Source organism: Streptomyces sp. NPDC037013 (assembly GCF_055607265.1).
The window spans coordinates 543,522-568,988 of the sequence record NZ_JBVJRV010000002.1; the positions used below are offsets into that span (position 1 = coordinate 543,522).

22 protein-coding genes are annotated in these 25,467 nt (G+C 71.2%); 18 read left to right on the top strand and 4 right to left on the bottom strand.

Annotation, left to right across the window (positions count from 1 at the left end; all coding sequences use genetic code 11):
- Positions 1-27: 27 nt before the first annotated feature.
- The gene (locus tag ACZ7DY_RS07635; protein ID WP_471131302.1) at positions 28-639 is read left to right on the top strand and encodes a hypothetical protein; all 612 of its coding nucleotides are present in this window, start codon (positions 28-30) and stop codon (positions 637-639) included.
- A gap of 29 nt (positions 640-668) precedes the next feature.
- Here ACZ7DY_RS07635 and ACZ7DY_RS07640 read toward each other — a convergent pair whose 3' ends face one another.
- Complete coding sequence (locus ACZ7DY_RS07640) at positions 669-2,273, bottom strand: N-acyl-D-amino-acid deacylase family protein (protein WP_471131305.1); 1,605 nt, start codon at positions 2,271-2,273, stop codon at positions 669-671.
- Positions 2,274-2,420: 147 nt separating this feature from the next.
- Positions 2,421-3,716, bottom strand: a complete 1,296-nt coding sequence (locus ACZ7DY_RS07645) for an amino acid deaminase (protein ID WP_471131307.1) — start codon at positions 3,714-3,716, stop codon at positions 2,421-2,423.
- 129 nt (positions 3,717-3,845) lie between these two features.
- On the opposite strand from ACZ7DY_RS07645, the gene ACZ7DY_RS07650 reads away from it, so the two are divergent.
- The 4 genes from ACZ7DY_RS07650 to ACZ7DY_RS07665 all read left to right on the top strand — a co-directional run bounded on the left by ACZ7DY_RS07650 (position 3,846) and on the right by ACZ7DY_RS07665 (position 7,713).
- Positions 3,846-4,916: a sugar kinase gene (locus tag ACZ7DY_RS07650; protein ID WP_471131309.1), complete on the top strand. Its 1,071-nt coding sequence runs from the start codon at positions 3,846-3,848 to the stop codon at positions 4,914-4,916.
- Positions 4,913-5,689, top strand: a complete 777-nt coding sequence (locus ACZ7DY_RS07655) for an IclR family transcriptional regulator (RefSeq protein WP_471131311.1) — start codon at positions 4,913-4,915, stop codon at positions 5,687-5,689. The genes ACZ7DY_RS07650 and ACZ7DY_RS07655 overlap by 4 nt, the downstream gene beginning before the upstream one ends.
- Before the next feature lie 7 nt (positions 5,690-5,696).
- Positions 5,697-6,107 carry a RidA family protein gene (locus tag ACZ7DY_RS07660; protein WP_471131314.1) on the top strand — a complete coding sequence of 137 codons (411 nt, stop codon included), beginning with the start codon at positions 5,697-5,699 and terminating at the stop codon, positions 6,105-6,107.
- Between the two features lie 115 nt (positions 6,108-6,222).
- Positions 6,223-7,713, top strand: a complete 1,491-nt coding sequence (locus ACZ7DY_RS07665) for a GntP family permease (RefSeq protein ID WP_471131316.1) — start codon at positions 6,223-6,225, stop codon at positions 7,711-7,713.
- Between the two features lie 3,316 nt (positions 7,714-11,029).
- Here the strand turns inward: ACZ7DY_RS07665 and ACZ7DY_RS07670 are convergent.
- Positions 11,030-12,379 (bottom strand): M14 family metallopeptidase, encoded by a 1,350-nt coding sequence (locus ACZ7DY_RS07670; protein ID WP_471131319.1) that lies wholly within the window; start codon positions 12,377-12,379, stop codon positions 11,030-11,032.
- Between the two features lie 252 nt (positions 12,380-12,631).
- Between ACZ7DY_RS07670 and ACZ7DY_RS07675 the strand changes: the two genes are divergently transcribed.
- The 13 genes from ACZ7DY_RS07675 (at position 12,632) to ACZ7DY_RS07735 (ending at position 24,974) form a co-directional block, all read left to right on the top strand.
- Positions 12,632-13,963 (top strand): Nramp family divalent metal transporter, encoded by a 1,332-nt coding sequence (locus ACZ7DY_RS07675; RefSeq protein WP_471131321.1) that lies wholly within the window; start codon positions 12,632-12,634, stop codon positions 13,961-13,963.
- A 290-nt stretch (positions 13,964-14,253) separates the two neighbouring features.
- Positions 14,254-15,228: an endonuclease/exonuclease/phosphatase family protein gene (locus ACZ7DY_RS07680; protein WP_471131324.1), complete on the top strand. Its 975-nt coding sequence runs from the start codon at positions 14,254-14,256 to the stop codon at positions 15,226-15,228.
- A 202-nt stretch (positions 15,229-15,430) separates the two neighbouring features.
- On the top strand, positions 15,431-16,384 hold the full coding sequence (locus ACZ7DY_RS07685; protein ID WP_471132395.1) for a hypothetical protein: 954 nt from the start codon (positions 15,431-15,433) through the stop codon (positions 16,382-16,384).
- Positions 16,385-16,495: 111 nt separating this feature from the next.
- Positions 16,496-17,206, top strand: a complete 711-nt coding sequence (gene cpaB / locus ACZ7DY_RS07690) for a Flp pilus assembly protein CpaB (RefSeq protein ID WP_471131327.1) — start codon at positions 16,496-16,498, stop codon at positions 17,204-17,206.
- Positions 17,207-17,216: 10 nt separating this feature from the next.
- A complete protein-coding gene (locus tag ACZ7DY_RS07695; RefSeq protein ID WP_471131330.1) occupies positions 17,217-18,839 on the top strand; it encodes an AAA family ATPase in 1,623 nt (540 codons plus the stop codon).
- Positions 18,836-19,252, top strand: coding sequence for a TadE/TadG family type IV pilus assembly protein (locus ACZ7DY_RS07700; RefSeq protein ID WP_471131333.1), 417 nt, complete (start codon positions 18,836-18,838; stop codon positions 19,250-19,252). Before ACZ7DY_RS07695 ends, ACZ7DY_RS07700 begins: the two co-directional genes overlap by 4 nt.
- A 40-nt stretch (positions 19,253-19,292) precedes the next feature.
- Positions 19,293-20,630, top strand: a complete 1,338-nt coding sequence (locus ACZ7DY_RS07705) for a CpaF family protein (RefSeq protein WP_471131336.1) — start codon at positions 19,293-19,295, stop codon at positions 20,628-20,630.
- A 72-nt stretch (positions 20,631-20,702) separates the two neighbouring features.
- A complete protein-coding gene (locus ACZ7DY_RS07710) occupies positions 20,703-21,656 on the top strand; it encodes a type II secretion system F family protein (protein ID WP_471131338.1) in 954 nt (317 codons plus the stop codon).
- A 28-nt stretch (positions 21,657-21,684) separates the two neighbouring features.
- Positions 21,685-22,575 carry a DUF5936 domain-containing protein gene (locus tag ACZ7DY_RS07715; protein ID WP_471131341.1) on the top strand — a complete coding sequence of 297 codons (891 nt, stop codon included), beginning with the start codon at positions 21,685-21,687 and terminating at the stop codon, positions 22,573-22,575.
- Between the two features lie 324 nt (positions 22,576-22,899).
- Positions 22,900-23,103: a hypothetical protein gene (locus ACZ7DY_RS07720; RefSeq protein WP_471132398.1), complete on the top strand. Its 204-nt coding sequence runs from the start codon at positions 22,900-22,902 to the stop codon at positions 23,101-23,103.
- A gap of 11 nt (positions 23,104-23,114) precedes the next feature.
- A complete protein-coding gene (locus ACZ7DY_RS07725; protein ID WP_471132401.1) occupies positions 23,115-23,708 on the top strand; it encodes a pilus assembly protein TadG-related protein in 594 nt (197 codons plus the stop codon).
- A gap of 32 nt (positions 23,709-23,740) precedes the next feature.
- Positions 23,741-24,334, top strand: a complete 594-nt coding sequence (locus tag ACZ7DY_RS07730; protein ID WP_471131343.1) for a hypothetical protein — start codon at positions 23,741-23,743, stop codon at positions 24,332-24,334.
- A 4-nt stretch (positions 24,335-24,338) separates the two neighbouring features.
- Positions 24,339-24,974: an OmpA family protein gene (locus tag ACZ7DY_RS07735; protein WP_471131345.1), complete on the top strand. Its 636-nt coding sequence runs from the start codon at positions 24,339-24,341 to the stop codon at positions 24,972-24,974.
- Here ACZ7DY_RS07735 and ACZ7DY_RS07740 read toward each other — a convergent pair.
- Positions 24,964-25,425: a nuclear transport factor 2 family protein gene (locus ACZ7DY_RS07740; protein WP_471131348.1), complete on the bottom strand. Its 462-nt coding sequence runs from the start codon at positions 25,423-25,425 to the stop codon at positions 24,964-24,966. The two genes, ACZ7DY_RS07735 and ACZ7DY_RS07740, sit on opposite strands and share 11 nt — an antisense overlap.
- Between the last annotated feature and the right edge of the window lie 42 nt (positions 25,426-25,467).

The window sequence follows — 25,467 nt, forward strand, 5'->3', positions numbered from 1 at the left end:
ACGGGCCGGTGGGAGGAAGGGGGCACCATGACCAAGATGATCGGTCACGTGGAGTACGCGGACGACGAGGCGGAAGCGACCGAACTGCTCACGGCGTACAGCAAGTCGATCGGCCTTCCCTGGGGACTGATCCCGCAGCGCAAACGCGACGCCTCCGTCCGCATCGCGACCTACGAGGACAAGAACAACGGTCTCGCCGCGGCCAAGAAGACCCTAGAGGATGACGCGATCGAGCAGCGGCACGCGGAACGGGTGGCGGAACGCAGGGCGGCCATCCAGAAGCAGGCCGACTCCCTGGTGAAGGCGGTCGGCGAGAAGAGCGACGCCGGCCTGCTCCTCGACCTGTGCAGGCACCACTACGAGGAGGCCAACCACCCCGATTTCACCTTCGGTTCGGGCATGACGGAGCCCGAATACGCCGCCTTCCGGGCGGAGTGGGAGGAGGCCGCCCAGCTGGCCGCGGAGCGCTACAGCCAGTTCACGAACCTCTACGCGACCGAGATCCAGGACAAGAAGGCCCTCGGCAAGGGGCAGGTCGGGGACACCCTGGCCACGCGTGAGCGGCAGGGCAACGTGTTCGTGACGATCATGGGCGCGAAGTTCAACGCCCACATCGACATCAAGGGCAAGAAGAAGTGAGCGAGTAGCGGCGGGCGGGGTCCTCGGGGTCAGGGGGTGCGGCGTACCGCGCGGCCCGCGAGGACGTCCGTGCGGCGGCCGTCCCGCATCACGAACCTGCCGTCGATCAGGACGTGCGGGATGCCGGTCGGCAGGGTGCGCGGCGCCTCGAACGTCGACCCCGCCGCGACCGTCTCCGGGTCGAAGAGGACGAGGTCGGCGCGGTAGCCCTCGCGGACCAGGCCCCGGTCGGGCAGCCGCAGCCGGGCGGCGGGCCGCGAGGTGAGGTGGGCGACGGTCTCCTCCAGGGACATGACGCCCAACTCCCGAGCGTAGCGCCCGAGATACTGCGGGAACGTGCCGTACGCGCGGGGGTGCGGCTTATAGCCCTGCAGGATGCCGTCGCTGCCGCCGGTGTGCACGCGGTGCCGCATGATCGCCCGGACGTTCTCCTCGTGGCCGACGTGCTGGAGGATCGTCGAGCCGAGCCGGTCGGCGATGAGGAGACGGCGGGCGGTGACCCACGGCTCCTCGCCGCGCTGGGCCGCCGACTCGGCGATCGTCTTGCCGACGCAGGAGGCGAGCCCGGGGTCGCTCACGCCCGAGACCTCGATCGTGTCCCACTCGATGGGCACGCCGTGGCAGCCGTCGGCGCCGATGACCTCCATGTGGTGCCGGATCTTCTCGGCGGTCGCGTCGTCGCTCAGGCGGGCGAGGACGGCGTCGGGCCCGCCCTCACCGGCCCAGCTGGGCAGCATCGCCACGAGGGTGGTGCAGCCGGGGGTGTAGGGGTAGGTGTCGAGGCTGATGTCGGCGCCCTGGGCGAGGGCGTCGTCGAGGAGGGCGAGCAGATCCGGCGCCTTGCCCTTGTTCACGCCGAAGTTCATGGTGGCGTGGGCGAGGTGGAGGGGGCAGTTCGCGGTACGGGTGAGGTTCACCATCTCCTCGTACGCCTGGAGGGCCCCGGCGCCGTAACTGCGGTGATGCGGGCAGTAGTAGCCCTTGTGGGCCGCCACCACCTTGCAGAGCTCGGTGAGTTCGGAGTCGTCGGCGTACATGCCGGGCGTGTAGGTGAGGCCGGATGACATGCCGACGGCACCCTCCCGCATCCCCTCGGCGACGAGCTGCTTCATCCGCTCGACCTCGGCGGGTGTCGCCGGGCGGTCGTCCCAGCCCATCGCGTACATGCGGACGGTGCCCTGGGGGATGAGGTAGGCGGCGTTGACGGCGGTGCCCTGCCGGTCCAGGCGGTCCAGGTACTCGCCGACCGTCCGCCAGTCGAAGTCGATGTCGCCGCCGTCGCCGTTCCAGCCGGTGATGGCCTGGCGGACCTGGGCGAGCGTGCGGTCGTCCACGGGGGCGTAGCTCAGCCCGTCCTGGCCGATCACCTCCAGGGTCACGCCCTGGGCGGCCTTGGCGGTGTGCTCCGGGTCGCGGAGGAGGGCGAGGTCGCTGTGGGCGTGCATGTCGATGAAGCCGGGCGCCACCGCCAGGCCGTGGGCGTTCAGGGTGGCCCGCCCCGTGGGACGGGGGCCGCTCGACCGTCCCTCCCGGTGGATCTCGGTGATCCTGCCCTCGTGTACGGCGAGGTCGGCGCGGTAGGAGGCACCTCCGGTGCCGTCTATGACGCGTGCGTCCCGGATGACCAGGTCCATGGAGGTGCCTCTCTGTGGGCTTCTTAGCGCTTCTTCTCGCCCGGCTGCGGGCCCTACCTGGGCTGTGCGGTGCGGGGTAAACGGGTGGGTGGGTGGGAGGCATCCGCCGCGCAGCGGCGGCCCAGAGCCCCGCCCAAGACCCAGGGGTCAGAAGAACGTTCGGATGTAGTCCGAAACCGTCCCGTCCCCCTCGACCAGAGGAATCAGCTGCCACTTGTCGAAGGACGTGCAGGGGTGCGAGAGCCCCATGCCGACCCAGTCGCCCACCGCGAGGTCCGCCTCCGGCGACGTCCGCAGCCACCCGTGCTGGTCGGAGAGGCCGGTGACCGTCACCCCGGTGGCGGGCCGCTCCACCCCGTCCCGGCGTACGACCTGCGCCTCGGGCAGGTCCAGGTCGTACGCCGCGTCCCGCTTGCCCGCGTTGGTGAACGCCTGCTCGGTGGTGGGCCGGGACACCACCTGGGCCCAGAGCCGGAAGGCGGGCTCGAGCGCGCCCTCATCGGGGACCCGGTTGAACGGCGTCAGATGCTTGTAGTGGCCGTCGTCGTGCGAGACGTACGCGCCGGAGCGCAGCAACTTGAGCAGCGGGCGCGACAGTTCGGGGATCTCCGCGAAGACCGACGCCACCGCGTCGAACCACGCGCTGCCGCCCGCGCTGACGACGACCTCCGGCAGGTCCGCGAAGAGCCCCGACGCGTCGAAGTCGCCGAGCAGCGCGACGAGGCGGCGCAGCCACGCCGTGACCGTGGCGGTCGACGCCTCGGGCACCTCGCCCTCGTACCCGGCGACGCCCACGAGCCGCAGCGTGTCCGCGGCCGCGACGGCGTGGGCGATCTCGAAGCACTCGGCCTCGGTCCGCACGCCGGTCCGCGCCCCGTCGCCCGCCGCGAGCTCGACGACGACGTCCACGGGACGGCTCGCGCCCGCCGCGCCGAGTGCGGCGTGCATCAGCTCGACGCCGCGTACGGAATCCACGTAACAAATGAAGCGGAAGGAGGGGTCGGCGTCCAGTTCGGCGGCGAGCCACCGCAGGGCCGCCGCGTCGACGAGTTCGTTGGCGAGGAAGATCCGCTCGGTGCCGAACTCCCGTGCCACGCGCACCTGGTGGGGCACGGCGAGGGTGATGCCCCAGGCGCCGCGCTCCAGCTGGCGGGCGAAGAGCTGCGGGGCCATCGACGTCTTGCCGTGCGGCGCGAAGGCGAGGCCGTGCCGCTCGGAGTACGTCTCCATGAGGGCGAGGTTGTGCTCCAGGCGCTCGGCGGAGAGCGCGAGGACCGGGGTGGTGAAGCCGCCGGTGAAGAGGTTCCTGCGCTGGGCCGCGAGCTCGCCGACGGTGAGGCCCTCCGCGTCCGGGGGCAGGCCCTTGAAGCGGTGGTCGATCCGCTCATCGGCGAGTGCGGACAGCGGATCGGCGGGACGTTCGACGGCGTTGTCGGCGGCCATGGGGCGCCTCCTCCAGGAGTGCGTTGCAGCATGTGCAACAGTCATTGCGTATGTCGCTTACAGCTGTCTAACATCCGCACCAACGCCGGGTCAACGGATCCGGAGAGTCGGTTGAGGGGCTGGAAGATCGTGACCGCACAGGCAGCCGCAGGGGCGGCCGCACAGGCAGCAGTGGACGTCGTGGCGCTCGGCGAGTCCATGGTCACCTTCCTGCCCGCGCGCCCCGGCCGCCTCGCCGACGTACCCTCCTTCGACCGCGGGATCGGCGGCGCCGAGTCCAACGTGGTCTGCGCGCTCGCCGCCGCCGGACACACCACCCGGTGGGTCAGCCGGGTCGGCGCCGACGGCTTCGGCGACCACCTGATCGAGACGATCGGCGGATACGGCGTCGACACCTCCGCCGTCGGCCGCGACCCGCACCGCCCCACCGGCATCTACTTCCGCACCGCCGACGACCGCGACACCGACGCCCACGAGGTCGTCTACTACCGCGCGGGCTCCGCCGCCTCCGCCATGTCCCCGGGCTCGGTGGACGAGGACGCCCTCACCTCCGCCCGCATCCTGCACCTGTCCGGCATCACCCCTGCCCTCTCCGCCGACTGCCTCGCCCTCGTACGCCACCTCTGCGCCCGGCGCCCGGAGCGCGGCCCGCTCGTCTCCTTCGACGTCAACCACCGCCCCGGGCTGTGGAAGGACACCGGCGACGGCCCCCGCGTACTCCTCGACCTCGCCCGCGGCGCCGACCTCGTCTTCGTCGGCGAGGAAGAGGCCGCGGCGGCCTGGGGCGTGACCGGCGGGGCCGACGCCATCCGCGCCGCCCTGCCCGAGCCCGCCACCCTCGTCGTGAAACAGGGCGGCCACGGCGCCACCGTCTTCCGCCACGGCGAGGACCCCGTCTTCCGGGCCGCCCTGCGGGTCGACGTCGTCGCACCCGTCGGCGCCGGGGACGCCTTCGCCGCCGGATTCCTCTCCGCCACTCTGCGCGGCCTGCCCGCCGGCCGCTGCCTGCGCCACGGCCACCTGATGGCCGCCGCCGCCCTCACCGTCCCCGGCGACCTCGCCACGCCCCCCGCCCGCACGCACGCCGACCGCCTCGCCGCCCTGGACGACGCCGCCTGGGAGACACTTCGTCTCGGCCCCGGCTGGACCGACCGCGTCCCGGAGGACACCGGGGCCGAGGAGGAGGTACGTACCCCATGAGCCAGACCGTCGACCGCGCGCTGTCGATCCTGCCGCTGCTCGCCGAGGGCCCCGCCGACCTGGGCCAGGTCGCCGACCGGCTCGACGTGCACAAGTCCACGGCCCTGCGGCTCCTGCGCACCCTCCACGAACACGGCCTGGTCTTCCGCCAGTCCGACCAGCGCTACCGCCTCGGCGCGCGCCTCTTCGCCCTCGCCCAGCAGGCCGTCGAGAGCCTCGACGTGCGGGAGATCGCCCACCCCCACCTCCTCGACCTCAACGAGAAGTGCGGCCACACGGTCCACCTCGCCGTCTACGAGGAACAGGAAGTCCTCTACATCGACAAGGTCGAGAGCCGCTACCCGGTGCGGATGTACTCCCGCATCGGCAAGCCGGTGGCGATCACCGTCGCCGCCGTCGCCAAGCTGCTGCTCGCCGACTTCCCCGAGGCCGAGCGCCGCGCCATCGCGGAGAAGCTCGACTACCCCACCTACACGTCCCGTTCGACGCCCAACGCCACCGCGTTCCTGCGCGAGTTGGAGAAGGTGCGCGAACAGGGCTGGGCCACCGACCTCGGTGGCCACGAGGAGTCCATCAACTGCATCGGCGCCCCCATCCGCGGCGCGGACGGGCGCGTCGTCGCCGCCATGTCGGTCTCCGCACCGAACGTCGTGGTGACCGCCGAGGAACTCCTCACCCTGCTCCCGCTGGTCCGCCGCACGGCGGAGGCCATCAGCAGGGAGTACTCCGGCGCCGCGCCGGAGGCCAAGACCGCCCCACTCAAGGAAGCCTGATCAGCCCATGACCGAGAAGACCGCCCTCACCCCGGCCACCCACACCACCCCGCCCGCGAAGTTCTCCCACGGCGTGAAGAAGGGCAACATCCTTCAGGTCGCCGGCCAGGTCGGCTTCCTCCCGGCCGAAGAGGGCAAGGCCCCCACCCCCGCCGGCCCCACCCTGCGCGAGCAGACCCTCCAGACCTTCGCCAACGTCAAGGCGATCCTCGGAGAGGGCGGCGCGACCTGGGACGACGTGATGATGATGCGCGTCTACCTCACGGACGTGGACCACTTCGCCGAGATGAACCATATCTACAACGAGTACTTCGAGGAGCAGGGCCTCAAGGCCCCCGCCGCCGCCCGCACCACCGTCTACGTGGGCCTGCCCAAGGGCCTGCTCATCGAGATCGACGCGCTCGCCATCCTCGGCTGACCCACATCTCTCTCCCGCAAGCCGTACGTCGTCACGGCACGGCGCCCCTTTCGCAGGGTGCGCCGTGCCGCGATCCCCCCTGCCCCGAAAGCCCCATGCACTTACGAGGTCAACGATGTCCCCGTCCCACACCGCCGTGCTCGCGGCCGCCCCCGCCGCCGAGACGCCACCGCACACCGGTGGTCTCCTCGCCCTGATCGACGGCACGGCCGGTCTGCTGACCGTCGCCGCGCTCGGCATCCTGCTCCTGCTCTTCCTGATCATCAAGGTCAGGCTGCAGCCCTTCGTGGCGCTCCTCGCGGTCTCCATAGCCGTCGGCCTCGCGGCCGGCCTCTCCGTCACCGAACTCTTCGGCACCGTCCAGAAGTCCGACGCCGTCTCGGTCGTCGAATCGGGCATGGGCGGCATCCTCGGCCACGTGGCGATCATCATCGGGCTCGGCACGATGCTCGGCGCGATCCTGGAGGTCTCCGGCGGAGCGGAAGTACTCGCCTCCCGCCTCCTCGGCCTCTTCGGCGAGAAGCGCGCCCCGCTCGCGATGGGCCTGACGGGTCTGATCTTCGGCATCCCCGTCTTCTTCGACGTCGGCATCTTCGTCCTCGCGCCGATCGTCTACGCCGCCGCCAAGCGCAGCGGCAAGTCGATCCTCCTCTACTGCCTCCCCCTGCTCGCGGGTCTCTCCATGACCCACGCCTTCCTGCCCCCGCACCCCGGCCCTGTGGCCGCCGCCGGCCTGCTTAAGGTGGACCTCGGCTGGGTCATCCTGATGGGCATCGTCTGCGGCATCCCCGCCGTGCTCGCCGCCTGGGCGTACTCGGCGTGGATCGGCAAGCGCATCTTCGTGCCCGTGCCGCAGGACATGGTCGAGGCCGCCGAAGAGGCGAAGGCCGCGGTCGTCGCCGAGCAGCGTGCGGCGGGCGTGGCCCCGCGGGAGAACCCGGTGGCTCTGGCCACGGTCTTCACGATCATCGGCACACCGCTGGTCCTGATCCTGCTGGCGACCTTCTCCTCGATCGCCTTCGACCCCTCGACGTTCCGGTCGGTCATCGAGTTCTTCGGCAGCCCCTTCGTCGCCCTGACGATCGCCCTGCTCATGGCGTACTACCTGCTGGGCATCAGGCGCGGCTGGTCCCGCAAGTCCCTGGAGACCGTCTCGACCGCCTCCCTGAAGCCGGTCGGCAACATCCTCCTGGTCGTCGGCGCGGGCGGGATCTTCGGCGCGGTCCTCAAGGCGAGCGGCGTGGCCGACGCCATCTCGGACACGTTCCAGGACGTCGGCCTGCCGATCATCGTCCTCGCGTACCTGCTCTCGCTGATCCTGCGCGTCGCCCAGGGCTCGGCGACGGTCGCGATCGTCACGACGGCGGGCATCGTCGCCCCGCTGCTCTCCGAGGGCGACTACTCCCAGGCATTCACGGCCCTGGTCATCATGGCCATCTCGGCGGGCTCCATCTTCGCCTCACACGTCAACGACGGCGGCTTCTGGATGGTCGCGAAGTACTTCGGCATCAGCGAACGGGACACGCTCAGGACGTGGACGGTGCTGGAGTCGGTGCTTTCGGTGGCGGGGTTTGCGGTGGCGGGTGGGGCCAGCTTGTTTGTGTAGGGGGGTGGTGGGGGCGGGGCGAGAAAAGGCTGCCGCCCACGCCATCTGCGGCTCGCTCCCTGCGCCGTTACGTGCGCCCTTACGTTCCTCTGCTCGTACGTTCCTGCGCCCTACTTCATCGTGAGTGGGGGGCCACGGCCGAGGTGGGGGAGGGCGGGGACTTCGGCGGGCCGGGATCTGCGATGGTCACCGGGGCCGCCCGGGCGGGGGCGAGAGTGTGGCGGCTCCGGGCCGGAAGTAAAGGGCGCCCTGCGGGCGTCGGCTTCGCCGATTGCGCTGCGCTCCACCCTTGACTCCCGCCCCTCCACCGCAGCTTGACCTTTGACCCGGACGGCCAGGGGTGGGGCGGCGGGCTTGGCTGGTGGGGTCATCGGCTTTCGTGGCCGGGTGCGGACCGGCTCATCGTGGGCGAGGGCCACGGTGCGAGCTCGGCCAGCCAGGCGGCTTGGCTGCTCGGGTCATCAGCTTTCGTCGCCGGGTGCGGAACGGCTCATCGTGTGCGGCTGCCACGGTCGGGGCGAGGGATGGCCGGGGACTTCGGCGGGCCGGGGTCTTCGACGGTGACCGGGGCCGCCCGGGTGGGGTCCTGAGTGTGGCGGTTCCGGGCCGGGAGTAAAGGGCGCCCTGCGGGCGTCGGCTGCGCCGATTCCGCTGCGCTCCACCCTTGACTCCCGTCCCTCCACCGCAGCTTGACCTTCGACCCGGACGGCCAGGGATGAGGCGGCGGGGCTGGCTGGTGGGGTCATCACCTTTCGCTGCCGGGTGCGGACCGGCCCATCGTGGGCGAGGGCCACGGTGCGAGCTCGGTCAGACGCGCGGCCTCGCTGCTCGGGTCATCAGCTTTCGTCGCCGGGTGCCGACCGGCCCATCGTGTGTGGCTGCCACGGTGCGAGCTCGGCCAGCCGCGCGGCTTCGCTGGCCGGGTCATCAGCTTTCATCGCCGGGTGCGGACCGGCTTATCGTTGGCCGCTGCCACGGTGTGGGCCAGGTCGACCAGGCGGCTTCGCTGCGCGGGCCATCACCTTTCGTCGCCGGGTGCCGAGCGGCTCATCGTGTGCGGACGCCACGGTGCGGGCTCAGCCAGCCACGCGGCCCCGCTGGTCGGGTCATCGGCTCTCGTCGCCGGGTGCGGATTGGTCCATCGTGCGTCGCTGCCATCGTCGGGGCGCTGGGCTTCGCGGCTCGGGTGGGCCGTCGGCTTCAGTGCTGGTGGGGGCCGCCCACGGGGGCTGGGGTGAAGGGTGTGACGGATGGTGCGTCCTGACGCACCATCCCCGGTCCGCATTTCGGGCATTTGGGTCTCGTGAGGGATCGAGTGCAGGAATGTCTCAGTGGGAGGGCCTGGTTGGCGGGGTGTAGAGGGGACTTTTCTGCGAGCGGGGCCAGGTACGGTCTGGCAGCCCATCGTGGGGGGCCTCGATAGGTGCTCGGTCAGCCGCCCGGCTTCCTCGCCTGGTCCGTCACCTTTCGTCGCCGGGTGTGGACCGGTCCATCGTGGGCGGGGTCAGGGTGGGAGCTCGGTCGGCCAGGCGGCAGGGGTGAGCTCCGCTCGCCGCGCGGCTTGCCCGCTCGGGGAGGTGCGCCTTTCGGTGCCGGGCACGGCCTGGCTGGCTGCGTCGGCGCTCAGCGCGGGGACGTCGTCGCTGGGTGCGGGCCTGCCCGCCGCGGGGCGGGCCCGGGCTTGGTCGGGGGCGCGCGCATCGGATCGACTGAGGCGCTGGGACGTGGGGCCTTCCGGACATCGCGCCCGGGGAGTCGTGGCGGAGCGCTGAAGCGAGCCCGCAAGGCCCCTCCTGGTCCCGCTCGCAGGAAAGTCTCCCCGACACCCCACCCATCAGGCCTTTCCGCTGAGACTTTCCAGCACTCCACCCCTCGCAAGACCCAAATGACCGAAATGCGGGTCGGCGATGACGCGTCAGGACGCCCCACCCGTCCCACCCTTCACCCCAGCCCCCGCCGGCGGCCCCCGGCCGACAGCGAAGCCCACGGCCTCCCGAGCCGCTCCCGAGCGCCGACTGTGGCAGCCACCCACGATGGACCTGCCCGCACCCGGCGACGAGAGCCGATGACCCGGCACGCCAAGCCGTCCCGGCTATCCGAGCCCGCACCGGGGCAGCCGCACACGATGAGCCGGTCCGCACCCGGCGACGAAAGGTGATGGCCCGCGCAGCGAAGCCATCTGGTCGACCGAGCCCGCACCGTGGCAGCGGCCAACGATGGGCCGGTCCGCGCCCGGCGATGAAAGGTGATGACCCGAACAGCGAGGCCGCCTGGCTGCCCGAGCTTGCACCGGGGCCGTCACTCACGATGGGCCGGTCCGCACCCGGCAGCGAAAGCCGATGACCCAATCAGCGAAGCCCGCCGCCTCATTCCTGGCCGTCCGGGTCGAAGGTCAAGCTGCGGTGGAGGGACGGGAGTCAAGGGTGGAGCGGAGCGGAATCGGCGAAGCCGACGCGAAGCGCCCTTTACTTCCGGCCCGGAACCGCCACACTCAGGCAAAAATCCGGGCGGCCCCGGTGACTTTCGAAGGTCCAGGCCCGCCGAAGGTGCCGCCTTCCCTCGCCTCGACCGTGGCGCCCGCACGCGATGAGCCGGTCGGCACCCAGCGCCGAAAGCTGATGGCCCGAGCGGCGAAGCCGGGCCGCTAGCCGAGCTCGCACCGTAGCCTTCGCACACGATGGGCCGGTCCGCACCCGGTGACGAAGGGGGATGGCCCGACAGCGAAGCCGGCGGGCTGGCCGAGCTCGCGCCGTGGCCCTCGCACACGATGGGCCGGTCCGCACCCGGCCGCGAAAGCCGATGACCCCACCAGCCGAGCCCGCCGCCTCGCCCCTGGCCGTCCGGGTCATAGGTCGACGTGCGGTGGAGGGGCGGGAGTCAAGGGTGGAGCGGAGCGGAATCGGCGGAGCCGACGCCCGTAGGGCGCCCTTTACTTCCGGCCCGGAGCCGCCACACTCTCGCCCCCGCCCGGGCGGCCCCGGTCACTTTCGAAGGTCCCGGCCCGCCGAAGTCCCCGCCCTCCCTCGCCCCGCACCGTAACGCCCGCCCACGATGGTCCGGTCCGCACCCGGCGACGAAAGCCGATGGCCCGAGCGGCGTGGCCCGGAGGTCGGCCCAGCCTGGTCCCTCAGCAGCACAGCGGCACAGCGGCACAGCGGCACGGCACACACCGGCACAGCAGCGCCGCTGGTCCCTCAGCCGCACAGCCGCACAGCGCCACAGCACACACCGGCACCTCAGCGCCCCACCACACCAGGCCCCACCACACCAGGCCCCGGCCTCCACCCGGCCGGGGCCCCGCCGTACCGACGTGGCGTCAGCCCGTGCAGTACTGCTGTTCCTTGCCGATGGAGCGGTACATGCAGTCCGCGTTCTCCAGGAGTTGCAGGACCGCGTCCCGGTTGCGGGAGGTCTCCCGTTCGATCACCTCGTCGGGCGGGTAGAAGCCGCCGGCACCGGAGGACGTCGGGTACATCTCGAAGGTGTAGCTGAAGATCTTCTGGTCGCCCCACAGCCAGTCGTCGATCGATCCGTCCGTGATGTAGAGGTCGCTGGACTGTTCGGGCGTGTAGCCGTTGCTCGCGGCCATCTTGCGGCCGACCGCGGCGTGCGCGTCACGGTCGTCCTGGGTGAGGCCGGGGGCGGTGTCGTTGTACGTGTAGCCGTACGGCCACAGGACCAGTTCGCTGTAGGTGTGGAAGTCGATGCCGGCCCTGATCTGCTGCTTGCCGCCGATCACACGGCTGCGGACGAAGTTGGAGACGACCTTCACCTCGGGGGCCGACTCGGCGCTCGGGCCGCGGTAGGTCTCGGATCCGGTGGAGCCGGACGAACCGCCGCAGCAGCCCCACTTGTAGGCCCAGTTGCGGTTCAGGTCGGTGCCGACGTTCGACGAGCCGCTGTTGGGCTGGCGGTTCTTGCGCCAGCTGCGGTAGCGGCCGGTGGCGATGTCGTACTCGCCGCCGTCGGGGTTCAGGTCGGGCACGATCCAGATCTCGCGCTCGTCGACCATCTTCTTGATCCGCGCGTCGGTGGCGTAGTCGTCGCCGAGTTCGCGCAGCAGGTAGAGCGCCATCTCCACCGTGAGGTGTTCGCGCGCGTGCTGGTGGTGGGTGAAGAGAACCTCGGGCTCCGCCTCGTCGGTGGCGACGTTGTCGCTGACCTTGATGGCGACGATGTCGCGTCCCCCGTAGGACTTGCCGATGACGCGCTTGCTCATCAGGTTGGGGTGGGCGGCGATGCGCTGGTCGATCTCGGCGTTCATCTCGGCGTAGTTGTGGTACTTCGCGTCGGCGGACGGGAAGTCCTTGGGCTCGATCGCCTGCCCGTTCGTGCGTTTCGGGGGCCCGGCCAGGGCCCTCAGCTCGTACCCCGACTTCCGGAGCGCGGCGGCCTGGGCGGCGTCGGCCGAGACGACGACCGTGCGGGCGTCGACCTCGTCGATGGAGACGCCGGTGCGGGCGAGTTCGGTGCGCGCGGCGCGGTCGTCGCGCAGGGGGATCTCGTACTGGCGCGTTTCCTGGTCGGCCGCCGTCTTGCCGGTGGCGGGCCGGTCGGCCCGGTCGTCCGGCGCCTGTGCGGCGTTGGCGGTGAGGGGCGCCGCCAGGGCGAGGGTGAGGAGGGTCGCGAGGGCGGCGGATCTCCTGCCGCGTATGCGGAGCCGCATGAAGTCTCCTGTGGGGGTGTGGGGTGTTCGGTGCGACACGACACGACACGACACGTGCGGGGGCGCGCGCCGTGCTGCGTGTGCTGTGGACGCACCCCGTACGCGGCGTACACGCCGCTCGTGCGCCCGGTGCGATGCGGGTTGCGCGGCCCCATCGTCGAACCGTGGCATGCTCCCGTCAACGCTCTCTTCGGCCAACCCCCTTGTGCAACCCCCTTGTGCCGGGCGCGGCGATGCGCTTTCTTGATCGGCATGGCTGAAACCACGGGCAGTGGCACCACCGCCGACGCGTCGGCCCCCCGGCCGCGCAAGTCGAGCTGGAAATACATCGGCCCCGGCATCGTCGTCGCCGCCACCGGCGTCGGCGCGGGCGACCTCGTCGCGACGCTCATCGCGGGCAGCAACTTCGGCTACACCCTGCTGTGGGCGGCCGTCATCGGCTGCGTCGTGAAGATCTCGCTCGCCGAGGCGGCTGGCCGCTGGCATCTGGCCACCGGCCGCACCCTCTTCGACGGCTGGGCGAGCCTCGGCCGCTGGACGACGTGGTTCTTCGTCGGCTACGTGGTGATCTGGGGATACGTCTACGGGGCGGCCGCGATGTCGTCGTCCGGGCTGCCCCTCCAGGCCCTCTTCCCCGACGTCATGGCGCTCAAGTGGTGGGCCATCCTCACCGGCGTGGTGGGGCTGGTCTTCGTCTGGTTCAACAAGTACGCCGTCTTCGAGAAGGTCATGACGGTCCTCGTCGGCGTGATGTTCGTGGTGACCGTCTACCTCGCCATCCGCGTCACCCCGCACCTCGGCGACGCCTTCGCGGGCCTGCTGCCCGTCCTGCCCGACGAGAAGGACTCCATCCTCAACACCCTCGGCCTGATCGGCGGCGTCGGCGGCACCATCACGCTGGCCGCGTACGGCTACTGGGTCAACGCCAAGGGCTGGACCGACACCGGCTGGATGAAGGTGATGCGGCTCGACAACCGCGTCGCGTACATCACCACCGGCATCTTCGTCGTCGCCATGCTCTTCGTCGGCGCCGAGATGCTGCACTCCGCCAACGTCGCCATCGCCAGCGGCGACAAGGGTCTCGTCCAGCTCTCCGGCATCCTGGAGGAGGAGTACGGCAACGCCACCGCCAAGTTGTTCCTCGTCGGCTTCTTCGCCACGTCCTTCACCTCGCTGATCGGCGTGTGGCACGGCGTGAGCCTGATGTTCGCCGACTTCGTCGAGCGCTACCGCAAGCAGCGCGTCGGGGCCGGCGACCGGGCGCTGACCGGCGAGGAGGTGGCGTCCGGCAGCCACGAGAAGTCCGTGCCGTTCCGCGCCTACCTGCTCTGGCTGACCTTCCCGCCCATGATCCTGCTCTTCCAGGGGCAGCCGTTCCGCCTCATCATCATCTACGGCGTCCTCGGCGCGGCCTTCATGCCGTTCCTCGCCCTCACCCTGGTCTGGCTGCTCAACTCCACGCGTACGCCCCGGGAGTGGCGCAACGGACCGGTCAGCAACGCCATGCTGGCCATCGCGGGCCTGCTCTTCCTGATCCTGTGCGTCAAGCAGATCACCGACCAGGACTGGGGCAGCTTCTTCTGAGGACGCGGAGGTTCCGGGGAACGGCTTCGGCCAACCTGGATCCGGGGCGCCCGGGCCCGAACACGGAGCTGGCGGGGCGTGGACGTGCCGGTTCCGGCGGCGTCGAGTTTTGGCCCGGTCCTCGGCGCGTGCGGCCTTTTTCCGTTCTCCGTCAGTACCGTCGTGGCCCATTCGAGCCCGGCCGCCGGACGGCCGGGCGGACGGGGGAGACCATGACCACGAGACGCCCCAGGAAGACGACCTGCCCCGCGCGTACGTTGCGTACGTTAGCGTCCCGCCCCACGCGTACGTTGCGTACGTTCGCGTCCCGCCCCGCGCGCACCTTCGCGTCGCTGGCGGCCCTGCTCGCCGGCGGGCTGCTGTGGGCCGCGCCCAGCGGCGCCGCGGCCCCGGCCGGACCCGCGACGCCCGCCCCGGCCCCCGCGGCCGCCGCGTCGTACACCATCGGCCAGTTCAACATGGCCGGCGGCAACGCCCAGCACGGCGACGACGGCGACGAGGCGCCCGACGCCCTCTACGACAGCGTCCAGGACCGCAAGCCCGCCTTCATGACCCTGAACGAGGCCTGCGCGGACTGGTCGGCCCGGCTGCAGACCCGGCTGGGCGGCGAGTACACGGTCCTGTTCGACCCGGTGACGACGAGAGCCGGCGGCCCCAACACCAAGTGCTATCACCCCGTGGGCGTACCCGATGAGCAGCGCACGGACTTCGGCAACGGCCTCCTCGTCCGCAACGACATGGGCTTCGACCCCGCCACGCTCGTCGGCCACGGCCTCGGCACCTCGGCCGACCGGGAGCAGCGCGAGATGCTCTGCGTCACCTCCCCGACCCGGCAGCTCGCCCTGTGCAGCGTGCACCTGACGCACAACAGCAAGGCCGAGCGGCGCAAGGAGTCCGCACGGGCGAAGGAGATCCTGGACACCACCTACGCCGGGTACACGAAGTTCGTGGGCGGCGACCTCAACGCCGAGCCGCTGCACCAGGCGCCGGACAACTTCTACGACTCCGCCTACGGGCGGGGCGCGCACGGCCGGTTCAAGGAGGCCGACAGCCACTGCGGCAACAATCCGCACCTGGGTGACGTGATCGGCGGGCCGCCCTTCCCGGTCTTCTCCTGGTGCCGGGACGGCGAGGCCACGATGGCGGACTCGAACAAGAAGATCGACTACATCTTCGTGCCGATGTCCGCGCACGTCGACTGGGCCGACGCCACGCACGCCATCCACTCCGACCACCGGCTGCTGTGGGCGGGGGTCACCTTCTGACCGGCCCGAACGGCGATCGACGGTGATCGGCGGCGGCGCCTCCGGGGTAGCGGGGGCGCCGCCACCCGTTCCGGCGCGCCGGTCGCGGCGGAAGCGCCGATCGGCCCACCTCCGCATGAACAGTGGGAAGTTGGGTGTCGAGTCGACCATGACGTGGATATGGTGCTGAGGCAGGAGTGCACGAGGACCGGGGGTGTACGCATTGCCGACCGCCATAGCCGTCACCGGCCCCGACCTCGTGCTGCCGTCACCCGACCGGCACACCCCGTCGGCCGCCGTCCTCCAGGCGGCCGTGCAGGCCCCGCGGGCGTACTCCCTGGACCAGGCGCTCACCGAGATGCACACCCTCATCGAGCACCACGGGTACGTCATCGCGCTCTGCCCCGCCTCCGCGCCCACCGCCGTCGCACGGCGGCTGCACGCGGTCCGCTCCGTCCTGGAGAGCGACCGCATCGCCGTCGTCCGCTCGGACCTGCCGCCGCTCGGCCTCGCCGTACTCGCCCTCCAGCTGCGGCAGTTGTCCATCTGCGACTTCAGCCCCGGCGTCCTCGCCTGCGCCGCCCGGCTGCTCTCCCACTACATCTACGCCGGCGCCCTGCTCGGCTCCGTCGCCCGGCTCGACCGGGTGCCCGTCACCCTCCAGTCGCACGCCAAGTCCTGGATGCCGGGCAGCCAGTTCGCCGTCCTCGCGACCCCGCGGCCCGAGCTGGTCAAGGTGGCGGCCGGCGACGGGACACAGCTGCCGGGACCCGGCTTCGCCACCCGGCTGCTCTACGCCCCCGGCCGCCTCGCCCCCGACTGGGTCACCGACACCCTCGCCCCCGCCTGGCACTCCCAGGAGGTCGGCGAGGCGCGGCTGCCCGACGAGTCCGAGCGCTGGTGGGCCACCGGCAGGCTCGTCGAGTTCGCCGCGGCCATCCCGGACATCTCCGTCCTCTACCAGCTGGTGTCGTCCGTCCGCCGCGACGACTGCCACTGGTGCGGGCTCGAACTCATCGGTGACCGCTGCGCGTTCTGCGCCGCGCCCCTGCCGCCCCCCTCCGACCGCCCCGCACCGCCGGTGCGCGACCTCGTCCCCCCGAGCCCGCGGCTCCGCACCGGCCGGGGTACCGCCCGGCACGGCGCCGCCACCGCCCTGCCCCGCGGCGCGACCTAGGACCGGCCCCGCCCGCCCCGCCCCCGCACCTCGTACGCGACCGACGAACGCACGCGCGCCACCCCGCTCACCGTCCGTAGCCAACCGCACCCGATCGAGGTAGTCCGGCCCATGAACTCACGCCAGCGCCGCGGTGTCATCCTGCTGGTCCTGTCGGTCCTGTGCGCGGTCGGTGCGTTCGCGGGCGTCCTCTCGGTGATCCGCGACGTGAACTCGAAGGTGGGCCCCGAGGTGGCCGCGTACAAGCTCAGGGGCGACATCGCGCCCTACAAGGAGCTGACCGCCGAACAGTTCGAGAAGGTCGAGATGCCCGAGCGGTGGCTCTCCGACAACGCCGTCACCGACCTGCGCGAGATCCGCGGCAAGATCGCCGTCACCCAGCTGCGCAAGGGCTCGCTGCTTCAGTCCGACATGATCGTCGAGCGGCCCGAACTCGGCCCCGGGCAGCAGGAGATCGCCATCATGATCGACGCGGCGACCGGCGTCGCCGGCAAGATCACCCCGGGCTCCAAGGTCAACATCTACGCCACCTTCAAGGGCGAGACCGACAAGGCGAAGGACCAGTCCAAAGTCATCGTGGAGGGCGCCAAGGTGCTCGACGTCGGCAAGCTGACCCCGCTCGAACCGAACCAGGACGACCGCACCCGCCGCAGGGCCACCGAGGCGGTGCCCATCACGTTCGCCCTCGGCACCGCCGACGCCCAGCGCGTCGCCTACGCGGAGTCGTTCGCCACCCACGTCCGGCTCGCCCTGGTCGGCGCCGGCGGCGACGCGACCGTACCGCCGCGGGACCGCACGTACACCCTCGACGAGGACAAGTAGGAGGTCACGTATGACCACTCGGATCCTCCCCGCCGTCGGCGACGTCGACGCGGCCCGCGCGCTGTCCACGCTCACCGGCCAGCTGCCCGACACCGAACCCGCGCCGCCCGTCGGCGACTCCACGGCCCTGCTCGACACCCTCGCGCGGCTCGCCGCCGAATCCGTCGACGAACTGCCCGAGGTCGTCCTCGTCCACGAGCGGATCGGCCCCGTCCCCGCCCTCGACCTCATCCGCGACCTGGTCCTGCGCTTCCCCGCCGTCGGCGTCGTCCTCATCACCGCCGACACCGGCCCCGGCCTCCTCACCGCCGCCATGGACTCCGGCGCGCGCGGCATCGTCGGCCTCCCGCTCGCCTACGACGCCCTCGCCGAGCGCGTCCAGGCCGCCGCCGCCTGGTCCACCGGCATGCGGCGCCACCTCGGCAGCGGAAACAGCGGCCTCGAGCTGTACGCGGGGGGCGCCGGGCCGGGCGGCGCGGGCACCGTCGTCGCCGTCAGCGGGGCCAAGGGCGGCGTCGGCACCACCGTCGCCGCCGTGCAGCTCGCCCTCGCCGCGAGCGCCTCCGGCCGCTCCGTCGCCCTCCTCGACCTCGACCTGCAATCCGGCGACGTCGCCTCCTACCTCGACGTGCAGTTCCGGCGCTCCGTCGCCGACCTCGCCGCCATCAACGACATCACCCCCCGCGTCCTGCAGGACGCCATCTACACCCACGAGACCGGCATCGGCCTGCTCCTCGCCCCCGCCGAGGGCGAACGCGGCGAAGAGGTCACCGACCGCGTCGCCCGCCAGACCATCGGCGCGCTCCGCGCCCGCTACGACGTCGTGGTCGTCGACTGCGGTGCCTACGTCACCGGAGCGAGCGCCACAGCCGTCGAACTCGCCGACCAGGCCCTCCTCCTCGTCACCCCCGACGTGGTGGCCGTCCGCGCCGCCAAGCGCATGGTCCGCCTCTGGGACCGCCTCCAGATCCGCAAGGCGGAGGAGACCGTCACCGTCGTCAACCGCTACGGCAGGACCGCGGAGATCCAGCCCTCCCTGGTGGAGCGCGTCACCGGCACCCGCACGGCCCGCTCCACCGTGCCCGCCTGCTTCAAGGAACTGCACTCCGTCGTCGACGCGGGCCGCATGCAGGACCTCGACAGCCGCTCCACGGTGAAACAGGCGCTGTGGGCCCTCGCGGGCGAACTCGGCCTGGTCGACCCCGACGCCGCCGGCACCGGTGCCAAGCGGGGGGCACTGGCCCTGCGCAGAAAGGCGGCGAGCGGCGACCGGGGCGCGGTCACCCTCGAATTCGCCGGGATGTTCCCGCTGCTCCTCGTCGTCATGACGATCCTCTGGCAGTGCGCGCTGTACGGGTACTCGTACTCCCTGGCCGGGAACGCGGCGGACGAGGCGGCGCGGGCGGCCACGGCGGCGTACGCGGCGGGGGAGGGCGCCGACGGGGCGTGCGCGGCCGCGGCCGAGGAACACCTGCCCGATGCCTGGCAGGGGGCGGCGGTCTCCTGCACGGACGAGGGCGCCGTCTGGAAGGCGCGCGTCTCCGTGGAGGTGCCCGTCTTCTTCCCCGGGTTCGACGCCGGATGGCACGTCGACGGGGAGGCGGGCGCGGCGAAGGAGGGGGATGACGGATGACACGGGCCGGGCTCCGCGTGAGGCTCCGGGGCCGCCGGGCGCGGGCCACCGGACGCCGTCGCCGCTGGGGCGACCGCGGCGTATCCATGCTGGAGTTCGCCGGATTCCTGCCGATCCTGCTGCTCGTCGGCCTCGCCGCCATCCAGCTCGGCCTGGTGGGGTACGCCGCCAACCAGGCCGGCTCCGGCGCCCGCGCCGCGGCCCGCGCGGCCTCGCAGGGCGAGTCGGGGGAGGCGGCGGGCGCGGCGGCGATGGACGGGGGCCTGACCGCGTCCGTCGGCGTCAGCCGGGGTGGGGACACGACGACCGCCACCGTCGAGGTGCAGGTCCCGACGCTGCTGCCCTTCGTCGACTCGGACTGGAGCGTCACCAGGGAGGCCACCATGCCGAACGACGACGACGCGGACGACTGACCCACGCCCACGCACGTACGAAGGAGGTCGAGAGGACGCCATGAGCCTGCGCCACCGCGTGGCCCCCACCCGCCAGACCGAGCCGAGCCGCGACGACGGCCTGGTCGCCGTCTACCGCTCCAAGCTCCTGGAGGAGATCGACCTCGCCGAGATGTCGTCGCTCGCGGCGGCCGACCGCCGCGTCCGCCTGGAGCGCGTCCTCGGCCACATCATCAGCCGCGAGGGCCCGGTCCTCTCCACCTCCGAGCGCGCCCAGCTGATCCGCCGCGTCGTCGACGAGGCCCTCGGACTCGGCGTACTCGAACCGCTCCTCGCCGACGCCTCCATCACCGAGATCATGGTCAACGGCCCCGACTCGATCTTCATCGAGCGCGCCGGCCGGGTGGAGCAACTGCCCCTCCGCTTCGCCTCGAACGACCAGCTGATGCAGACGATCGAACGCATCGTCTCGACGGTCAACCGCCGCGTCGACGAGTCCAACCCCATGGTCGACGCCCGCCTGCCCACCGGCGAACGCGTCAACGTCATCATCCCGCCGCTCGCCCTCACCGGCGCCACCCTCACCATCCGCCGCTTCCCGCGCGCCTACACGCTCCCCGAACTCATCGGCCTCGGCTCCCTCGACGAACACATGCTGATGCTGCTCGCCGCGTTCGTGCGCGCCCGCTTCAACCTCATCGTCAGCGGCGGCACGGGCACCGGCAAGACGACGCTCCTCAACGCACTCTCCGGCCTGATCCCCGCCCACGAACGCATCATCACCATCGAGGACTCCGCGGAGCTCCAGCTCCAGCAGGAGCACGTCATCCGCCTCGAATCCCGGCCCCCGAACGTCGAGGGCAAGGGCCAGATCACCATCCGCGACCTCGTCCGCAACTCCCTGCGTATGCGCCCCGACCGCATCATCGTCGGCGAGGTCCGCGGCGGCGAGACCCTCGACATGCTCCAGGCCATGTCCACGGGCCACGACGGCTCGCTCGCCACCGTCCACGCGAACACCGCGGAGGACGCCCTGATGCGGCTGCAGACCCTCGGCTCCATGTCGGAGGTCCAGATCCCCTTCGAGGCGCTCAAGGACCAGATCAACTCCGCCGTCGACGTCGTCATCCAGCTGGCCAGGCACGGCGACGGCTCCCGCAAGGTCGCCGAGATCGTGCTGCTCGTCAGCCACGGCCGCCAGCAGTTCCGCATCGTGCCGGTCACCCGCTTCGTGCCGCGCCCGCTCGGCGCCGACCGCGTCGTGCACGGCCACTTCGAGCATCTGCCGCTGCCGCGCGAGGTCGCCGACAAGCTGTACGTCGCCAACGAACCGGTGCCGCCGGCCTTCGGCGTGGCCCAGGCCATCGACGTACTGGACACGAGGGAAGCGATCGGATGACCGACCCAGTACCGGACACGAGCGAGGCGACCGGATGACCGACCCAGTACCGGACGCGAGGGAGGCGATCGGATGACCGACCCGGCCGTCCTCGCGCTCGGCGCCACCCTCCTCACCGGCACCCTCGCCGTCGCCGGGGTCCACACCTACGCGTCGGGCCGCGCCCAGCGCCAGGCCCTGGTCGACCGCCTCGCGCTCGGCCCCGGCCCCGGCTCCGGCGACGGCGGCCCGCACGGCCGCGTGCGCCGCTTCGCCGCAGTCGACCGGCGCCTGCGCCGCACCCGCCTGGGCCGCTCCCTGCACCTGCGGCTCTCGGCGACGGGCCTGGACCTGACCCCCGGCGAGTTCTTCACGTACGTCGTCGCGGTCGTCGCCGCGCTCTGGCTGATGGCGGCGGCCACCCTGGCCCCCTTCTTCGGTCCGATCGCGGGAGTGGTGGCGGTGTGGAGCGCGCTCGCCTTCCTCAACTGGCAGCGCCAGAAACGCATCGAGGCCTTCATCAACCAACTCCCCGACGTGGCACGCATCCTGGCCAACGCCACGGCGGCCGGCCTCGCGCTGCGCACCTCCCTGGCGATGGCGGCGGAAGAACTGGAGGCCCCGGCGGGCGAGGAACTCTCCCATGTGGCAGACCAGTTGAGCCTCGGCCGCTCGATCGACGACACCCTCGGCGAACTGGCCGCGCGCCTGCCATCCCGCGAACTGATCGTCCTCGTCACCACCTTGGTCCTCTCCAACAAGGCGGGCGGCACCGTCGTCAACTCCCTGCGCAACCTCACCCAGACCCTCGAGGACAGGAAGGAGACGCGGCGCGAGGTCCGCACGATGCTCTCGGAGGTCCACGCCACGGCGTTCACGGTCCCCCTGCTCGGCCTCGGCTCCTTGCTCCTCATCAACTCCTCGAACGACGGCGCGCTGGAGCGCGTGACCGGCTCACCGCTGGGCCAGACCCTGATCCTCATCTCGCTGGGCCTGTACGGCGTCGGGTTCTTCGTGATCCGGCGCCTGGGCAAGATCGAGGTCTAGAAATGCCGTGCCAGGAAGGAGAGTTGACGTGCTCGGCCTGCTGCTAGCGCTCGCGATGGCCCTCGCCGTGGCAGGCGTCTGCCAGGGCATCCGCATGTACCGCGCGGACGCCAAGCTCCCCACCGACCTCGCCGTCGCCCTGGAGGTCGGCGCGACCCGCGTCTCGGTGGCGGGCTCCGCGGTCGACCGCCTCGGCATGCGCTTCGCCCCCTTCGTACTCCGCCTGATGGGCCCGAAACGCGTCGACGCCAAGCGCCGCAGGATCGACATGGCGGGCAACCCGGGCGGCCTGACCATCGACCGCTACGCCGCGCGCCGGGCGGTCTACGGCATCTTCGGCGTCGTCCTCGGCCTCGTCTTCCTCACCAACGGCTCCCCGCTCTTCGGCCTGCTCACCCTGGCCTTCGGCGCGGTCGCCGCCGACGCCCTGATCTGGCAGGCGATCCGCGAACGCCGCGAGGTCATCGACCGCACCCTCCCCGACTTCCTGGACGTCCTCGCCGTCGTAGTCTCGGCGGGCCTCGGCTTCCGCCAGGCACTGGACCGCGTCGCGGAACGGTACGAGGGGCCGTGGGCGGACGAACTCCGCATCACCCTGCGCCAGATGGACATGGGCGTCAGCCGCCGCCAGGCCTTCGACGAACTCCGGCGCCGCAACGCCTCCGAACAGGTGGCCCAGTTCGTCTCCGCGCTCCAGCAGGGCGAGGAGCTGGGCTCCCCGATCGCGGACACGCTGATCCAGATCGCCACGGACATGCGCCGCACGGACGCGCAGAACTCCCGCCGCAGAGCGGCGAAGACGATCCCCAAGGCGACGATGGTGACACTGGTCTTCATGCTCCCGGCCACGATGATCCTCATCGCGGCGGGCATGTTCCTCGGCTCGGGCTCGGACTTCGGCTCGATCCTGGGACGGTAGCGGGCGATGGGGTACGGGGTGGCGTACGAGGTGGCGTACCGGGTGAATTCCCGTCGGCCGGAACGGGCTCCGCGAAAGCCCTTCGCGGATGCAACTCGATGTGGGACAGTCAGTTTTGGGTTCACGGTTCGCGGGAGGGGACTTCGTGCATGGTGATCTCACCGAGAGGGAAGAGAACCCGCCAACTTGCGGACCGGGCACCCGGGTTACCGCATCCGTTGCGCAGAGTTGCTGCCGATGCACGCGTGGTGGCGTACGTTGCCTCTGACCACAACGGGCTCGGTATCGGCTGGGAGAGAAGGAGCCGTCGTGCTGAAGGAACGCGTGCTCAGAGTCTGGGTGGAGTGGACGGTCGCCGTGGCGTCCCGGGTCCGGGGGAAGGAGCGGGACGCGGGGGCGGGGTTCGTGGAGTATGCGGGGTTGATGATTCTTATTGCGGGGATCTTCACGTTGATCGACCAGCTGGGGCTGGACGGCACGATCTCCGGGGCCATCGGGGATGCGGTCGACGACGTGGTGGGCGGCTGACCGCTCGCGGCCTGCGCAGCGACCGAGGGCAGACTCTCCCCATCTATATCTGGATGACGGGGATTCTGCTCTTCGTCGCGTTCGCTTTCTTCGCCTTCGCTCAGGCTGCCTCCGCTCGGAACGGCGCTCAAACCGCCGCGGACGCCGCAGCTCTGGCCGCCGCTCAGGATGCCAGGGATGAGCTGATGCAGGGCCTGGGGCTGGCCATCCGCGGCGAGGGGGACGACTGGCCGGACTGGCTCGCCGGAGACAACTTCACGGGAGCCGGTGCCAGTGCCGCGGCGGAGGCGCTCGCCGCCGAGAACGACTCCACCGTGGTCGTCAGCCCCGCCGAAGTGAACGGCTACCCGGGCTTTCGGGCAGAGGTGACGACCAACTACACCGTGGGCGATTCGATCATCCCGGGTACGGAGTCGAAGCACGCCAAGGCGGATGCCACCGCCGTCATCAAACCGCGCTGCGACGTCGATCCGTCGGCCGACCCGGAGAAGGCCGTGGAATTCGAGTGCGACGGTGGCGATCCCATCGAGATCGATCCCGAAGACTTCGAGCCGGACGATCTCCCGGACGCTTCTGTCCTCTTCTCAGTTCACCTGGCCGACTGACAAGCGATCGACGAGAGAGGGAAGCCGTAGCGATGGACATTCGGCGCACCACGATGACCCGCAGGGCAATGACCGCTGTGGCGATCACGACTGGGCTGGTCCTCGCGGTCGCCGGCTGTGGCGGTGGCGGAGGGGACGACGACAAGCCGGAAAAGACCTCTTCGCCGTCGGCGGGGAAGGACAAGGGCGATGAAGAGCCGGAGGAGGACCAGACTCCCTCGGGTGACAAACTTCTGGCGGAGGCCAAGGACGGCGACATCGGAGTCAAGATCACGTCGGCCCTCCGTGACGGCGGAGGATTCGTGACCGTCTCGGGAACTGTAACGAACAACGGGAGCCGCTCGTGGCTGGGTGCCAACTGGGCGAGTGATGAACGCGAGTTGCGCTCCAACGGAGGGTCCTTGTCGGGCGCCAGTCTCGTGGACGACAAGGGCAAGAAGAAGTACCTCGTCCTCAGGGACACAGCAGGACGTTGCCTCTGCACCAAGTTCAACGGACGTGTGAAGCAGGGGGAGACCGCCACCTGGTTCGCTCAGTTCCCCGCACCCCCCGAGGGGACGGGCACCGTCACCTTCCAAGTGGGATCGATGCCCCCCGCCCCCATAGAGATCTCCGAGGGCGAGTAGACCCATGGCCCGCCACCTCGCCGCCACCGTCGCCGTCGCGCTCAGCACCCTGCTTCTCGTGCTCGGGCCTGGTCCGGCCTGGGCGGACGATGATCCGTCCGCGCCACCCGGCAGTACCACCACCTCCCCGCCCCCCGAGGTGGACTCCAGTAGTCCGGGGCTGAAGCTCGCCGACGGGGCCACGCTCGCGCCGGCCAAGGTGCTGGACATCAAGTCCGTCGTCGAGGACCTCGGCGGCGAGGAGCGCCGCGAGGACACCAATACGGACGTGAAGTTCGCGCTCCAGGCCGAGGTGCTGTTCCCCAAGGACAGCCCGAAGCTGAACCCCGAGGCGAACGCCCGCATCAAGGCGATCGCGGAGGAGGCCGAGAAGCAGAAGGCCACGGACGTCAGGGTGTTCGGGTTCACGGACAACCTCGGCTCCTACGCACACGGCAAGAAGCTCTCCCGGGAACGCGCGGAGGCCGTCCACGACAAACTCGCCGCCTACCTGGGCCCCGAGGTCACCTACTCCGTACGCGGATACAGCGAGGACTACCCCATCGCGGACAACGGCTCCGAGGAGGGCCGACGGAAGAACCGCCGGGTGGAGGTCTCCTTCCCGCGGGGCGGCACACAGACCGAGGACACTACGGGCTGAGCCACGGGTACCGCCCCGCGTCGCCGCCCGCGTAGTCCGGGTCCAGGTAGATGAAGCATCGGTGGATCAGCCAGTCCCGGATCTCGAAGACGTCGCAGAAGCGGCCCGCGCCCCACGCGGGCAGCCCCGCGCGCCAGGCGCCGTCCCGGTGCTCGCCGTGGCTCGTGCCCTCGCAGACCACGGTGTCCGTGCCGGAGAAGATCCAGTTGAAGTCGGCGTAGTGATGGGTGATGGAACGGAGCGTGGAGCCCAGGTCGCCGAACATGCGCCCGATCTCCGTCTTGCCGTCGGCCAGGCCCCACTTGGGGAAGTACACCTGGGAGTCGTCCGCGAAGAGATCGAGGAGCGGCGCTCCGTCGGGGGTCCTGCCGCCCCGGTCGAAGGCCTTGAGGTAGGCGAGCGCGACCGACTTGCGCTGCTCGTCCGTCATGGTGTGGCGGGTGACTGTCACACGGGGGAAGTCTGACGGCTCCCGCCCGCGCGTCAAGCCCCG

What these genes read in the sequence shown, in the direction of transcription:
- ACZ7DY_RS07675 (WP_471131321.1), top strand. Translation starts at nt 12,632, where the DNA reads ATGGCTGAAACCACGGGCAGTGGCACCACCGCCGACGCGTCGGCCCCC.
- ACZ7DY_RS07645 (WP_471131307.1), bottom strand. Translation starts at nt 3,716, where the DNA reads ATGGCCGCCGACAACGCCGTCGAACGTCCCGCCGATCCGCTGTCCGCA.
- ACZ7DY_RS07660 (WP_471131314.1), top strand. Translation starts at nt 5,697, where the DNA reads ATGACCGAGAAGACCGCCCTCACCCCGGCCACCCACACCACCCCGCCC.
- ACZ7DY_RS07705 (WP_471131336.1), top strand. Translation starts at nt 19,293, where the DNA reads ATGAGCCTGCGCCACCGCGTGGCCCCCACCCGCCAGACCGAGCCGAGC.
- ACZ7DY_RS07655 (WP_471131311.1), top strand. Translation starts at nt 4,913, where the DNA reads ATGAGCCAGACCGTCGACCGCGCGCTGTCGATCCTGCCGCTGCTCGCC.
- cpaB (WP_471131327.1), top strand. Translation starts at nt 16,496, where the DNA reads ATGAACTCACGCCAGCGCCGCGGTGTCATCCTGCTGGTCCTGTCGGTC.
- ACZ7DY_RS07640 (WP_471131305.1), bottom strand. Translation starts at nt 2,273, where the DNA reads ATGGACCTGGTCATCCGGGACGCACGCGTCATAGACGGCACCGGAGGT.
- ACZ7DY_RS07735 (WP_471131345.1), top strand. Translation starts at nt 24,339, where the DNA reads ATGGCCCGCCACCTCGCCGCCACCGTCGCCGTCGCGCTCAGCACCCTG.
- ACZ7DY_RS07730 (WP_471131343.1), top strand. Translation starts at nt 23,741, where the DNA reads ATGGACATTCGGCGCACCACGATGACCCGCAGGGCAATGACCGCTGTG.
- ACZ7DY_RS07700 (WP_471131333.1), top strand. Translation starts at nt 18,836, where the DNA reads ATGACACGGGCCGGGCTCCGCGTGAGGCTCCGGGGCCGCCGGGCGCGG.
- ACZ7DY_RS07635 (WP_471131302.1), top strand. Translation starts at nt 28, where the DNA reads ATGACCAAGATGATCGGTCACGTGGAGTACGCGGACGACGAGGCGGAA.
- ACZ7DY_RS07695 (WP_471131330.1), top strand. Translation starts at nt 17,217, where the DNA reads ATGACCACTCGGATCCTCCCCGCCGTCGGCGACGTCGACGCGGCCCGC.
- ACZ7DY_RS07710 (WP_471131338.1), top strand. Translation starts at nt 20,703, where the DNA reads ATGACCGACCCGGCCGTCCTCGCGCTCGGCGCCACCCTCCTCACCGGC.
- ACZ7DY_RS07670 (WP_471131319.1), bottom strand. Translation starts at nt 12,379, where the DNA reads ATGCGGCTCCGCATACGCGGCAGGAGATCCGCCGCCCTCGCGACCCTC.
- ACZ7DY_RS07665 (WP_471131316.1), top strand. Translation starts at nt 6,223, where the DNA reads ATGTCCCCGTCCCACACCGCCGTGCTCGCGGCCGCCCCCGCCGCCGAG.